This window comes from Oerskovia gallyi (assembly GCF_014836745.1).
GTDB classification, from domain to species: Bacteria; Actinomycetota; Actinomycetes; order Actinomycetales; family Cellulomonadaceae; genus Oerskovia; species Oerskovia paurometabola.
The window spans coordinates 37881-50072 of sequence record NZ_JACSQE010000003.1 but is presented as its reverse complement, the minus strand read 5'-3'; the positions used below and the strand labels follow the sequence as shown (position 1 = coordinate 50072).

Below are 12192 nucleotides of genomic sequence, written 5' to 3'. Positions count from 1 at the left end.
ATGAACCCCTTCGACGACTCCGAGGGCACCTTCCTGGTGCTCGTCAACGACGAGCAGCAGCACTCCCTGTGGCCCGAGTTCGCGGCCGTGCCGCCCGGGTGGGACGTCGTGCTGGGAGCGTCGACGCGGGCGGTCGCGCTCGCGTACGTCGACGCGCACTGGACGGACCTGCGCCCCGCGAGCCTGCGTCGCGCGCTCGACGCCTCCGCTCCCTCGGGGCCCCGGACCTCGACGACGGCGACGTGAGCGCCCCGGCCTTCCTCTCCGCGCTCGCCCTGGACCTGACCCCGCTGCGCGCGAGCCGTAGCTTCCGCCTGCTCTTCGCCGGGCGCGTCGTGTCCCTGCTGGGGCTCGGCATGCTCGCCGTGGCGCTGCCTGTGCAGGTCTACGCCCTCACGGGTACGTCCCTGCACGTCGCGGGCGTCAACACGACCCTGGGCGTCGCGGCGTTCGCGGGGACCCTCGTCGCGGGCGTCGTCGCCGACCGCACGGACCGGCGGCGCGTCGTCCTGTGGTCGCGCTCGGCCGCGATCGTGGGCTTCGCCGCGCTCCTCGTGAACTCGCTCGCGGAGTCGCCCTCGCTCACGGCGATCTACGTCGTCGCGGCGTGGGACGGCCTGGCGGGCGGCTTCAGCGTGGTCGCGCTCGCGGCCGCGGTGCCGTCGCTCGTGCCGCGCGGCCAGCTTCCCGCGGTCGCGGCGCTCCAGGCGATCTCGCTCGACCTGGGCGCGGTGGTGTCCCCGCTCGTCGCGGGGATCGCGATCGCGCACGGCGGGTCGAGCCTCGTGTTCGGGGTCGTGGTCGTGGCGAGCGTCGTGAGCCTGGGCTTCCTGGTGCGCCTCCCGTCCTTGCCGCCGGGCGAGGTAGAGCCCGGCGTGCCCGGCGTGCCCGGCGGCCGAGCGCCGCGCCCGTGGGACGACCTGGTCGAGGGGCTGCGCTTCGTCGCGACCGACCGCGTGATCGGCGGCATCATCCTGCTGGGCTTCGTCCAGATCCTGTTCGCGTCCCCGCACGTCCTGATCCCCGAGCTGGTCGACAAGCAGCTCGGCGCCGGGCCGGAGGTCGTGGGGCTGCTCTTCAGCGCGCCGGCCGTCGGCGCGCTCGTCGCGACGCTCACGAGCGGGTGGACCGGGCGCGTCCGGCGCACGGGCCGCGTCCTGCTGATCGTGTTCGCGGCCTCGGGTGCCGGGGTCGCGATGCTCGGCCTGTCGCAGTCGGTCGTGCTCGCGGTCGTCGCCATGACCCTGGTCGGCGCGGGCGACGTCCTGGGCGAGATCCTGCGGTTCACGCTGCTCTACGAGCGCACACCCGACCACCTGCGGGGCCGCGTGAGCGCGCTGTGGACCGCGCAGGGCACCGCGGGCGACGCGCTCGGCGGCCCGCTGCTGACCCTCGTCGCACGGGCCCTCGGCGCGGGCGGTGCGATCGCCGTGGGCGGGGCGCTCGCGGCCGTCGCCACGGGCCTCGTCGCGCTCGCGGTCCCCGGGCTGCGCCGCGCGGTCACCGAGCCCGACCCGGTCCTCGACCACCCCGAACCTTCCCCCCAGCCTGTCGACGCGATCGTCGGCACCACCCGAGGAGAGAACGCATGACCAGCACCACGACCAGGCTCGACACGACCGAGCAGGCCACGGCGGACCCCGTCGAGCAGGTGACCCTCCTGACCCACCCGCTCCGCCCCCGGCTGCTGACGGTCTCGGCCGTCGAGCAGATCGCGGCACGCATGGTCCGGGTCCGCCTCACGGGCGAGGACCTCGCGGACTTCGTGACCGCGGCCCCCGAGGACCACGTCAAGATCTTCCTGCCGACCGAGCCCGGCGGCACCCCAGAGATGCCGCAGGTGGTCGACGACCGCTGGGTCGGCGGCCGCCACCTCACGAGCCGCGACTACACGGTGCGCTCCTTCGACCGGGAGGGTCGCACGCTCGACATCGACCTCGTGGTGCACGAGCACGGGATCGCCGGGAGGTGGGCGGGGCGGGCCCAGGTCGGCGACCTGGTCGGTGTCCTCGGCCCGCGCGGCTCGTTCCTGGTGAACGACGTGTTCGACTGGTACGTCTTCGCGATCGACGAGACGGCCCTGCCCGCGGCTGCGCGCTGGCTCGAAGAGCTGCGCCCCGAGGTTCCCGTCACGGTCTTCGTCGAGGTCCAGGACGAGGGCGACGTGCTGCCGCTCGCGTCGGCCGCGGCCGTCGACGTCACGTGGCTCTTCCGCGAGGACCGCGCACCGGGCACGACGGCGCTGCTCGCCGACGCGGTGCGCGGCACCGAGCTGCCGCCCGGCAACGGGTTCGTGTGGGTCGCGGGGGAGTCGCTCTCGATCAAGCCGCTGCGCCGCTACCTCAAGAACGAGGTGGGGCTGGGCCGCGACAACTTCGACGTCGACGGGTACTGGCGCAAGGGCGTCGCGGACCACGACCACCACGACGACGACACCGACGAGACCGGCCCCGCGTCCGAGGCCGACGAGTCCCCTCGTGACTGACGTGGCGAATCCCGCACCGCGCCGCGACCACCCGGCGCTGCGCGTCCTGGCCTCGCCCCCGGGGGCGACGTGGCGCGTCGTGGTGTGCCCGCACGCGGGCGGTGCCGCGAGCTACTACCGGCGGCTCGTCCTCACCCTCGACCGGGTGGTCGGCGGGGACCCTGGGAGCCCCAGGGGGTCGTCGGCGCCGTTCGCCTCGGCCCCCGAGGTCGTCGCCGTGCAGTACCCGGGCCGCGAGACCCGGTTCGCAGAGCCTCCCGTGCAGACCATGACCGACCTCCTCGCGGACGTCGCAGGTCCCGTGCGGGCGCTCCTCGCCGACGACGTCCCCACGGTCCTGCTCGGGCACAGCCTCGGAGCGTCGGTCGCCGTACGCGTCGCGGCCGGCCTCGGGCCGGGGCGGGCCCCGGACCTGCTCGTGGTCTCGGGTCGCGCGGCACGTGCCGACCTGGCGCGGTCCGGTGGCCGGGACGGGGACGGGAGCGACGTCGTCGGGCCGGGGACGCTCACGGCACGCGACGACTCCGCGCTGCGGGCGTGGATCACCGCGCTGGGCGGCACGCCGCCCGAGCTGCTCGCCGACGCCGAGTTCTTCGCGCTGCACGCGCGGGTCCTGCGCGCGGACCTCGCGGTCCACGACTCGCTCGGGACCGCCGGGGCGGGGGAACCCGTGGAGATCACGGTGCCGCTCCTGCTGCTCGCCGGGTCCGACGACGTCGCGTCGCCCCCCGAGGCCGTCGCGCCGTGGGCGGAGCGCGCCCGGGCGGGCGTCCGACGGCGGGTCGTCGAGGGCGGGCACTTCTTCGTGGGCGACCGCGCCCCGGAGGTCGTCGAGGCGCTGCGGGTCGCGCTGACGGCCGTCGCGGCGGGCACGTACGCCGACCAGGTCGCACGTCCCACCGCCGAGGAACGGTGGGTGTGGTCGCGCGAGATCGTCGCCGCGGACCTGCGGCGGCTCGAGGGCGTCACGGCAGGAACGGCGTCGTGAGCGGCACGGACACCCCGGCCGTCGCGGTCCGCACGGTGCGACGGCTTGGGAGCCGGGTGCCCCTGGGGGGTGCCGCGCTCGCGCTCGCGCTGCTGGTCGCGGTGGCCGCGAGCATCGCGTTCGGGTCGCAGCCCGTGCCGTTGCTCGACGTGCTCGCGGTGCTGCGCGAGCCGGGCACGAGCGAGGCCTCGGCCGTCGTGTGGGACATGCGCGTGCCGCGCACGATCCTGGGGCTGCTCGTCGGGGTCGCGCTCGGCGTGGCCGGTGCGCTCACGCAGGCGCACACCCGCAACCCGCTGGCCGACCCCGGGCTGCTCGGGGTGACGTCGGGCGCGGCGTGCGCCGTGGTGCTCGCGATCCACGCGGGTGTCACGAGCCCGTCGGGGGCAGTCGGCTTCGCGCTCGTCGGCGCGCTGTGCGCCGGGGGGATCGTCGTGGTGCTCTCGCAGCGCATCCGCCTGCTCGCGCCGGGCGTCACGCTCGTCCTGACGGGGTCGGTCGTCACGGCGCTGCTCGCGTCGATCACGTCGGGCGTCCTGCTGCTCGACCGCACGACCATGGACGTCTTCCGGTTCTGGAGCATCGGGTCGCTCGTGGGCCGCGGGCCCGAGGTCATCTGGACCGTCGCCCCGTTCCTCCTGCTCGGGCTGCTGCTCGCGGTCGTCAACGCGCCGGCCCTCGGGGCGCTCGAGATGGGCGACCAGCTCGGTGTGGCCCTCGGACGGCACGTCGTGCGAGACCGGGCCGTAGGGCTGCTGGCCGTCACGCTGCTGGCCGGGGCCGCGACGGCCGCGTGCGGGTCGATCGCGTTCGTCGGCCTCGCGGCCGCGCACGCCGCGACGCGGCTCGGCCTCGGGGGACCCGCGTGGCGCGTCCCGGTCGCCGGGCTGTGCGGGGCCGTCCTGGTCCTGGGAGCCGACGTCGTCGGGCGCCTCGCCCCCGCGACCTCGGAGATCCAGGTCGGCATCGTCATCGCGCTCGTCGGTGCGCCGTTGTTCGTCGTCCTCGCCCGTGGCTACCTGGGAGACCGATCGTGACCACCACCCTGCCGGGGAACGCCCCGGGGAGCAGGCCGACCGACGAGCCGACAGAACCGGGCCGGGGAGGCCACCGGCCCGGCACCGACGACCCGGCCCCCACGGGACGGCGCCTCACGCTCCGACGCGCCCTCCGGCCGCTGCGCCGCCACCCTGGCAGCCGTCGACAGGTGCTGGTCGGGGCAGGGCTCGTGGTCCTGCTGCTCGTCCTGCTCGTCGCGTCGATCATGGTCGGCGAGTACGTGCTGCCCGCGGGGGACGTGGTGCGGACCCTGCTCGGCGCCGGGGACCCGGCCGACAGGTTCGTGATCCTGGGCCTGCGTGCGCCACGGGCCGCGACCGCGATCGTCGTGGGCTTCGCGCTGGGCGCGGCCGGGGCGATCACGCAGTCCGTGGCCCGCAACCCGCTCGCGAGCCCCGACATCCTGGGGGTCACGGCGGGTGCGACGGCCGCAGCCGTCGCGGCGATCGTGCTGGCGGGCACCGGGACCGTGAGCGGCCTCCTCGTCACGGCCGGTCTGCCGGTCGTCGCGGTCGTCGGAGGGTTCGTCGCGACGTCTCTCGTGTGCCTGCTCGCGTGGCGCGGCGGGATCGAGGGGTACCGTCTGGTGCTCGTCGGGCTCGGGGTCAACGCCGGGGCGTCGGCGATCACGTCGTGGATGCTGGTGCGCGCCGAGCTGCCCGACCTCAACGCGGCCCTCATCTGGATGACCGGGAGCCTCAACCGCGCGAGCTTCGAGGTCGTGGGGCCCGTCGCGGCGGTCGTCGCGGTCACCGTCGTGGTCAGCGCGCTCTCGACCCGGTGGCTCGCGATCCTGCGCTTCGACTCGCGCGTGATCGTGGGGCTGGGCGTCCGGCGCGCGGCGGCTCAGCTGCTCCAGATCGCCCTGGCCGTGGTCCTGGCGGCTGCGGCGACGGCGGCGGCCGGGCCCGTCCCGTTCGTCGCGTTCGTCGCGCCCCAGATCGCGTGGCGGGCGCTCGCGGCACAGGGACCGCCGCCTCTCGGTGCAGGGCTCGTGGGGGCGTGCGTGGTGCTCGCTGCGGATCTCGGAGCACGTTCGCTGCCCGTGGACCTGCCGGTGGGGGTCGTGACCTCGGCGATCGGTGCGCCGTTCCTGCTGTGGCTGCTCGTGCGCGAGAGCAAGGAGCGCTGAGCGCTGAGCGCAGGGTTCAGGGCAGGTCGAGCACGGTCCGCGCGGTGACGCCGTGCCGGGCGAGGAGCGTGGCCCCGTCGGCCACCCGGACGCTCCCGAGCGCGGCGGGGCCACGCTCCGAGCGGAGCGCGACGGCGGCGAGGTAGGTCGCGCCCTCGCCGGCGCCTGCGCCCCGGTCCGCACCCGCACCTGCGCCCCGGTCCCCGTCCGCCGACGGTGACGCTCCCGACCGCCGAGGGTGACGCTCCCGACCGCCGAGGGTGACGTCCTGGTCTGCCGAGGGGGACGGCCTCGCCACCGGGAGCTCGAGGTCCTGCACGACGAGAAGGCCGGGAGCGGGGAGAAGCCCTCCGCTGCACACGACTCCGGCCGGCCGGTCCGCGGGGGACAGGAGGAGGTCGTCGCGCGGTGCGAGGAGCCCTGTGCCGACCGCCTTGAGGACGGCCTCGCGGCGGACCCAGGACCGGGTGAACGACTCGGCGTCCCATCCGTGGGCCGGGCGCTCGCCCGGGGGGACGGCGTCGAGCAGCTCGGTGAGGTGGGCGCGCGCAGGGGCCGTGGACTCGACGTCCACGCCGACGTCCACCCCCGCCCCGACGTCCCGCCCGGCCCCCGGAACCGCCGTGGCAGCGGTCCCGGGCAGAGACGGCCCCGCCGCCGGATCGACGACGGCGACGAGCACCCAGGATCCGGCGTGCGCGATCGAGAACGACGGCCCTGGGTCGACGTACGGTCGGCCGGGCGTCGCGCCCTTGCGCGCCCCGAGCCGGATGTCGACGTCCTCGGGAGCCCGGTGGAGTCGCTCCCCGAGGACGGCCCGGATCAGGAGCCGTCCCGTGACGAACCGGTCGCGATCGACCGCCCGGCGGAACCTCGACGCCTTGGACGCCTCGTCGGCCGACAGCCAGGCCTCCTGGCCCGGCAGGCTCGAGGTCGGAGGGGCGCACCAGACCGTGACGCTCGCGGTGAGGTGGGACGTCGGCAGACCTGGCACCCCAGGTCGTCGGGGCGGGGTCACCCGACCCTGCCCACGGAGTCCTCGGAGAGGCGGAGCAGCGCACCGTGGTAGCCGATCAGGCCCTGGCCCGGCGATTCCTCGAGAGTCCACAGCACGTCACCCGTCGCCAGGTCGTGTCCCGAGGTCCGGGGCGCCCCGTCGGAACCGTGGGCGACGACGACCAGCTGGGACCCGTCGGTCGCGACACCGAACGGGTAGATCGAGTCCTCTCCGGGTACGGTCCACAGCCTGCGGCCCGTGCTCGGGTCGAGCGCGGTCAGGCCGTTCGCGCCGTCGTCGACGACGATGACGGCGTTCGTGTGCACGTACATCCTGCTCGCGTACGCCGAGACGTCCCAGAGCTCCTTGCCCTCGGGCGTGAAGGCCGCCAGGCCGCCCAGGACGTCGACGAAGACCGTGCTCTCACCTGTCCCGTCGGTCGTGGACGGGCGAAGGATCTGCCCGGTGACGTCCCACGCCGGGGAGCCCGTTCGGTCCAGCACGGTCGTGTGCGTGGTCGTCTGGTCGAACCTGTTCACGGCTGTCGCCGTCAACGGCTCGACCTGGTCTTCCGGGGCTGCCGGGTCGTCCAGGCGGGCACCGCCGGCGTCGAACGAGGCACTGATACCGCAGCCGTCGACCTGGACGACGTAGCCGGTCGTCCAGGTGGTCACCTGGTCGAGCGCCAGCACGGGCTCGGTCCCGCGCCCCTGGCACTCCCAGACCTCGTCCGGCGCGACGAACGGGACCCGGTTCTCCCAGAGCACGTCCCCGGAGAGCGCGTCCTCCAGGGTCACGACGACGCCTCGCCCTCCGGGTACGTCGACGAACGTCGGGGACCCGTTCTCGGTCCAGACCTCGCGCCGGCCGACCGGCGGGCCGACGGGGCCGTCGCGACGGACCGTCACGACCGTGCTGCCGGGCCCGACGGCGTAGCCCGACGCCTCGTCGACCGTGCCGAGGTCCCTGCGCCCCGTGACCCGCCCGTCCGGGTCCAGGGCCGTGACCGTCATGACCTCCAGGGCGCCGGACAGGCACAGGAGGGGACCGTCGTCCACGGCGAACGGCTGCCAGAAGCTGCTCCGACCGCAGATCGCCTGGGGCCCGACCGTCGCCTCCCACACGTCCTGCCCGGTCAGGACGTCGACGGCGGTGACGGTCTCGTCGCTACCGCTGGCGTCGCGGCCGAGGAGCAGCCCGCCCCAGGGCGTCCAGACCTGATCGGCCACGTCCCTCGACCAGATCTCCTGCGGCGGTCCCGTGAAGGGCAGCACTCCGCCCTCGCTCACGACGAGGCGCGACTGCGTGCGCCGCTCCTCGATCTGGCCGCCGACCGCGAGCCCGCCGGCCACGAGGGCAAGGACACCGGCAGCAGCGGCCCACGGGCTCCAACGCTTCCTGCCCGACGGCGCGCCGCCCCCTGCCCCGGGGTCCCCGTCGCCCAGGTCGTCACGGGAGCCGTCAGCACCGGACGCGCCGCCCGTGGCGACGGCCGACTCGTCGGACCCGGCAGCCTCCGCACTCTCGGCCGGACCTGGCGGCGCCGAGAGAACGTCGTCCAGGTCCTCGACGACCTCGAAGGACACCGTGCGAGAGGCGGCGGACTGGCGGCGGCGCATGGAGCGGAGCCTAGCGGCCCCGGCAGCGCGCCACGAGCACCACCGCGGCCCGCCACCGAAGGAAGAGGCTGGTCAGCGCAGGAACAGCCGTGCGGCCTGGGCCTCGGCGTCCGCGTACGTCTGGGCGGCGGAGCCCAGCGCGGTCGTGATCGAGTCGAGCGCGGTCTCGACGTGCACCTGGGCGCCCTGCCACTCGGCCATGACGCCCGCGAACGCGGTCGCGGCACCGCCCTGCCAGCTCGCCTGGAGGTCCTGGAGGTTGCGCAGCATGGCCCCGACCTCGGCACGGATGGCCGTCACCGACCCTCCGACCGCGGCGCTCGCCTGCGCGACCCGCGCACTGTCGACCTCGTACCTGCTCATGCCGTCCTGCCTCTCACCGAGCCTGCGGGGCACCGGTCGCGCCCCGCCCCGGGCGCAGTGCGCGACCGGGTGAGCAGGACGCTAGAGCTGAACGGCGCCGTCGGGCAGGGGACGTCCCGTGGCCTGTGGGAGCGGAGTCAGGACGCGTGCCTGTGCACGGCTCGCCGCCCAGCAGCAGCGCGCGACCGCCGCTGACACCTCAGGGCAGCTCAGGACGGAGAGGGTGCGACCAGCGCGGGAGGGGCCGATGCCTCGAGCTTCTTCTGCTCCTTGCGCAGGCGCTGCAGCTCGGCGTCCAGGTTCTGGCGCGCGGGCTCCTCCCACGCGGCACCGAGCGGGCTCGAGAACAGCGAACGACGCTCGAGCAGCTTGGTGATGATCGCGGTGCGTGCCCGCAGGTAGTCCGCGAGCGGGATGTGCGCGTACTCGTCGCGCACGTCCTTCAGGTACTCCTTGTACCGCTGGGGCTCGGCCGCGAGCATCGCGAGGTCCGCGTCGCACAGCACGGCACAGTCGAAGTCCGCGGGGTCCGGCGCGTGGCGCACGAGGGCGTTGACGAGGAACTCGACGCGTCGGCACGCCTTCTCCGGCACGCCCAGGCCCGAGAGCTGCTCGAACGCGAGCGCCGCGCTCGCGCTCGTGTCCTCGCCCCCCTTGTTGGCGTAAGCGGCCTTGCGGGCCGCGTCGAAGATCGCGCCGTGGTACCAGGCCGCGAGGCGGACCACGTCGGCGTCGTGCGTCTCCTCCGCGAGCTCGTCGACACGTCCGAGGACGTCGGCGAGGTGACGCAGGTTGTGGAAGTGGCGGTCGGGCTGGTTCCAGCGCTCGAGGAGCCCTTCGCCGACGGCGAGGATCTCCTCGGTGGGGGCGCTCGCCCCGGCGCCCTTGCAGCTACGGGTCCAGGAGGTGAGCAACCACTGCGGTGCGTCAGAGGTGGTGACGCCCATGAGATCAGCCTTCTTCGATGCGGGAACAGGATGCGTCGTCGAGCGCGGATGCTCCTTCGAGCCTACGTCCGATCCGCCGACGACCCGCCATCGTAGCCCTGTGTCGGGAGTTCCACATGAACCGTGAGGCCACCGCCCTGCGTGGGGGCCACGGAGATGTGCCCGTGGTGCGCCCCGACGATGGCCGCGACGATCGCCATGCCCAGCCCGGAGCCCCCCGACGCACGGTTGCGCGACGAGTCGGCGCGGTAGAACCGCTCGAACACGTGGGCCGCCTGCTCGGGCGTGATGCCCGGCCCGTGGTCGCGGACCTCGAGGACGCCCACGGGAGCCCCACCCGCCGAGACCTGCGTCCCGAGCGCGATCTCCACGGGGGTGCCTGCCGGGGTGTGCTGCGAGACGTTCCCGATGAGGTTGGCGAGGACCTGCCGCAGCCGGTCCTCGTCGCCGATCACGGTGACGTCCGCGGGGGCGTCCACGGGCGCTCCGCCCAGCCCCACGAGGCGCACCTCGCGCGTGGGGTCCAGCGCGTGCAGGTCGCCCGCGGAGTCGCGGGCCAGGGCCGCGAGGTTCACGGGCTCGTGGCGGATGGGCCTGCCCTCGTCGAGGCGCGCGAGCGCGAGGAGGTCGTTCACGAGGGTGCCCATGCGGGTCGCGGAGTCCTCGATGCGGCGCATGGTGTCGTCCATCTGCTCGGGCGTCGTCAGGGCGCCCATGCGGTAGAGCTCGCCGTAGCCGCGCACGGTCGCGAGCGGGGTCCGCAGCTCGTGGCTCGCGTCCGAGACGAAGCGTCGCATGCGCGCCTCCGAGGCCTCGGAGGCCGCGAACGCCCGTTCGATGTGGTTGAGCATGGTGTTGAGCGAGTCCGCGAGCGAGCCGACCTCGGTCGTGGGCGGGGCGGGTCGGACACGGCGCGTCAGGTCGCCACCGGCGATGTCGGCGGCAGCCTCCTCGATCTCGCGCAGCGGGCGCAGCGCACGCTGGACCGCGAGGAACGCGAACGCGCCGCCGACCAAGGCGATCACGACCGCACTGATCGCCAGGGTCCACCCGAGGAACTTGACGGTCTCGTGGATCCCGCTCAGCGGGAGGGCGACGAACGCCGTCGACCCGTCGGGGCCGATGAGCGGCATGACGCGCCACTGCGTCGGCTCGGTCGGGGTGAGGACACCGCCCTGCTTGGGCGGTACCGTGAACGGGCCGTCGATCCGTCGCACCTCGTCGAGCGACAACGCGGGGATGTCCGGCACCCCGTACCTCAGGACGGTCTTCGCGAAGTACCGCGGCTCGTTCCGCCCGCTCGACCACCGGTAGAGGATGTAGTAGTCGCTGGGGAGGCCGACCGTGTTCTGGTTGAACTGGCTCTCCGGGTCGGCCGCGACGTCCACCGAGGTCGCCTTGAGCTGGTCGTCGACCTGCGTCACCAGGAAGTTCGACACGAACGCGCTGGTCGCGACCGCCGCGATCCCCAGCCCCGCTGCGAGCAGCAGCATGATGATCGCGACGAGCCGTGTGCGCAGCGGGATGCGTGCGAACCAGCCCCAGTTCTCGGTGGGCACGGACTTGCCGTAGGGGCGCGGCTCGTCGGGCGCGGGCAGCGGAGGAGCGGGCGGCGTCGGCCCGGCGCCGCCCGTCGCGCCCGACGCCGGAGCCTGTGTCCCAGGACGTGCCTCGCCCGGGGCGGGGCGTGCCGAGGAAGGTCGCGACGTCGTCGGGCCGGGTGGCGGTGGGACCGGGGGCAGCGCGCCCGAGCGGCCCGGCGCTCCGGCCGGACCGCCGGGCGAGGAGGGCGTGCTCATGACCGGCGGGTGCTCCCGGACTCCGGGGGCGTGCGCAGCAGGTACCCGACGCCACGCTTGGTGTGGATGAGCGGCTGGACGGGCTCCTCGGTGCCGTCGGGGCCGGTCACCGTGAGGTTGTCGATCTTGCGGCGCAGGTACGAGATGTAGGACTCGACGATGTTCGCGTCGCCGCCCCAGTCGTACTGCCAGACGTGGTCGAGGATCTGCGCCTTCGACAGCACGCGGCCGGCGTTGAGCATGAGGTAGCGCAGGAGCTTGAACTCGGTGGGGGACAGGTCCACGACCTGGCCCGCGCGGCGCACCTCGTGCGAGTCCTCGTCGAGCTCGAGGTCCGCGAAGCGCAGCACCGCGGTGTCATCGGGCTCGGCGTGCGTACGGCGCAGCACCGCACGGATGCGGGCCACGACCTCCTCGAGGCTGAACGGCTTGGTCACGTAATCGTCCCCGCCGACCGTGAGGCCCGTGACCTTGTCCTGCGTGTCGTCGCGTGCCGTGAGGAACAGCACGGGCGTGTGCTGGCCCGTGGCGCGCATGCGGCGCGTCACGGTGAACCCGTCCATGTCCGGGAGCATGACGTCGAGCACCACGAGGTCCGGCTCGACCTCGCGCACGAGCTTGAGCGCGCTCGTGCCGTCCGCGGCCGCGTAGACCTCGAATCCGGCGAAACGCAGGGACGTGGACAGCAGCTCGCGGATGTTGGGCTCGTCGTCGACCACGACCAGCCGTGCCTCGGGTTCGCTCATGGTTCCAGTGTGCGACCGAACCCTGGGAGTCGCCTGGGCGGCAGCGGTGCGACGCAT

The 12192-nt window shown here is 74.4% G+C and carries 12 protein-coding genes; 6 read left to right on the top strand and 6 right to left on the bottom strand.

Features of this window, described 5'->3' with window-relative positions; translation table 11 throughout:
• Genes H9640_RS04400 through H9640_RS04375 form a run of 6 tightly spaced genes read left to right on the top strand, consistent with a single transcriptional unit; the run spans nt 1 to nt 5664 of the window.
• Entirely contained in the window at nt 1-246 is a 246-nt protein-coding gene (locus tag H9640_RS04400; protein WP_191789523.1) for an MbtH family protein, read from the top strand.
• Nucleotides 243-1592 carry an enterobactin transporter EntS gene (gene entS / locus H9640_RS04395; RefSeq protein WP_191789522.1) on the top strand — a complete coding sequence of 450 codons (1350 nt, stop codon included), beginning with the start codon at nt 243-245 and terminating at the stop codon, nt 1590-1592. The genes H9640_RS04400 and entS overlap by 4 nt, the downstream gene beginning before the upstream one ends.
• Nucleotides 1589-2485, top strand: a complete 897-nt coding sequence (locus H9640_RS04390) for a siderophore-interacting protein (protein ID WP_191789521.1) — start codon at nt 1589-1591, stop codon at nt 2483-2485. The genes entS and H9640_RS04390 overlap by 4 nt, the downstream gene beginning before the upstream one ends.
• The gene (locus tag H9640_RS04385) at nt 2478-3473 is read left to right on the top strand and encodes a thioesterase II family protein (protein ID WP_191789520.1); all 996 of its coding nucleotides are present in this window, start codon (nt 2478-2480) and stop codon (nt 3471-3473) included. The genes H9640_RS04390 and H9640_RS04385 overlap by 8 nt, the downstream gene beginning before the upstream one ends.
• The gene (locus tag H9640_RS04380; RefSeq protein ID WP_318243639.1) at nt 3470-4510 is read left to right on the top strand and encodes a FecCD family ABC transporter permease; all 1041 of its coding nucleotides are present in this window, start codon (nt 3470-3472) and stop codon (nt 4508-4510) included. The genes H9640_RS04385 and H9640_RS04380 overlap by 4 nt, the downstream gene beginning before the upstream one ends.
• The gene (locus H9640_RS04375) at nt 4507-5664 is read left to right on the top strand and encodes a FecCD family ABC transporter permease (RefSeq protein WP_191789519.1); all 1158 of its coding nucleotides are present in this window, start codon (nt 4507-4509) and stop codon (nt 5662-5664) included. Before H9640_RS04380 ends, H9640_RS04375 begins: the two co-directional genes overlap by 4 nt.
• 16 nt (nt 5665-5680) lie before the next feature.
• Here H9640_RS04375 and H9640_RS04370 read toward each other — a convergent pair whose 3' ends face one another.
• The 6 genes from H9640_RS04370 to H9640_RS04345 all read right to left on the bottom strand — a co-directional run bounded on the left by H9640_RS04370 (nt 5681) and on the right by H9640_RS04345 (nt 12135).
• Nucleotides 5681-6658, bottom strand: coding sequence for a 4'-phosphopantetheinyl transferase family protein (locus H9640_RS04370; RefSeq protein WP_191789518.1), 978 nt, complete (start codon nt 6656-6658; stop codon nt 5681-5683).
• 20 nt (nt 6659-6678) lie between these two features.
• Entirely contained in the window at nt 6679-8280 is a 1602-nt protein-coding gene (locus H9640_RS04365) for an outer membrane protein assembly factor BamB family protein (RefSeq protein WP_191789517.1), read from the bottom strand.
• 72 nt (nt 8281-8352) lie between these two features.
• On the bottom strand, nt 8353-8643 hold the full coding sequence (locus tag H9640_RS04360; protein WP_191789516.1) for a WXG100 family type VII secretion target: 291 nt from the start codon (nt 8641-8643) through the stop codon (nt 8353-8355).
• A 209-nt stretch (nt 8644-8852) separates the two neighbouring features.
• On the bottom strand, nt 8853-9590 hold the full coding sequence (locus H9640_RS04355) for an HD domain-containing protein (RefSeq protein WP_191789515.1): 738 nt from the start codon (nt 9588-9590) through the stop codon (nt 8853-8855).
• Nucleotides 9591-9652: 62 nt separating this feature from the next.
• Complete coding sequence (locus H9640_RS04350) at nt 9653-11389, bottom strand: sensor histidine kinase (RefSeq protein WP_225226722.1); 1737 nt, start codon at nt 11387-11389, stop codon at nt 9653-9655.
• On the bottom strand, nt 11386-12135 hold the full coding sequence (locus H9640_RS04345; RefSeq protein WP_191789514.1) for a response regulator transcription factor: 750 nt from the start codon (nt 12133-12135) through the stop codon (nt 11386-11388). Before H9640_RS04345 ends, H9640_RS04350 begins: the two co-directional genes overlap by 4 nt.
• Nucleotides 12136-12192 lie beyond the last annotated feature (57 nt).

Bases quoted from the DNA above. Each gene is read 5' to 3' on its own strand.
- H9640_RS04350 (WP_225226722.1), bottom strand. From the start codon at position 11,389: ATGAGCACGCCCTCCTCGCCCGGCGGTCCGGCCGGAGCGCCGGGCCGC.
- H9640_RS04390 (WP_191789521.1), top strand. From the start codon at position 1,589: ATGACCAGCACCACGACCAGGCTCGACACGACCGAGCAGGCCACGGCG.
- H9640_RS04365 (WP_191789517.1), bottom strand. From the start codon at position 8,280: ATGCGCCGCCGCCAGTCCGCCGCCTCTCGCACGGTGTCCTTCGAGGTC.
- H9640_RS04345 (WP_191789514.1), bottom strand. From the start codon at position 12,135: ATGAGCGAACCCGAGGCACGGCTGGTCGTGGTCGACGACGAGCCCAAC.
- H9640_RS04400 (WP_191789523.1), top strand. From the start codon at position 1: ATGAACCCCTTCGACGACTCCGAGGGCACCTTCCTGGTGCTCGTCAAC.
- H9640_RS04360 (WP_191789516.1), bottom strand. From the start codon at position 8,643: ATGAGCAGGTACGAGGTCGACAGTGCGCGGGTCGCGCAGGCGAGCGCC.
- H9640_RS04355 (WP_191789515.1), bottom strand. From the start codon at position 9,590: ATGGGCGTCACCACCTCTGACGCACCGCAGTGGTTGCTCACCTCCTGG.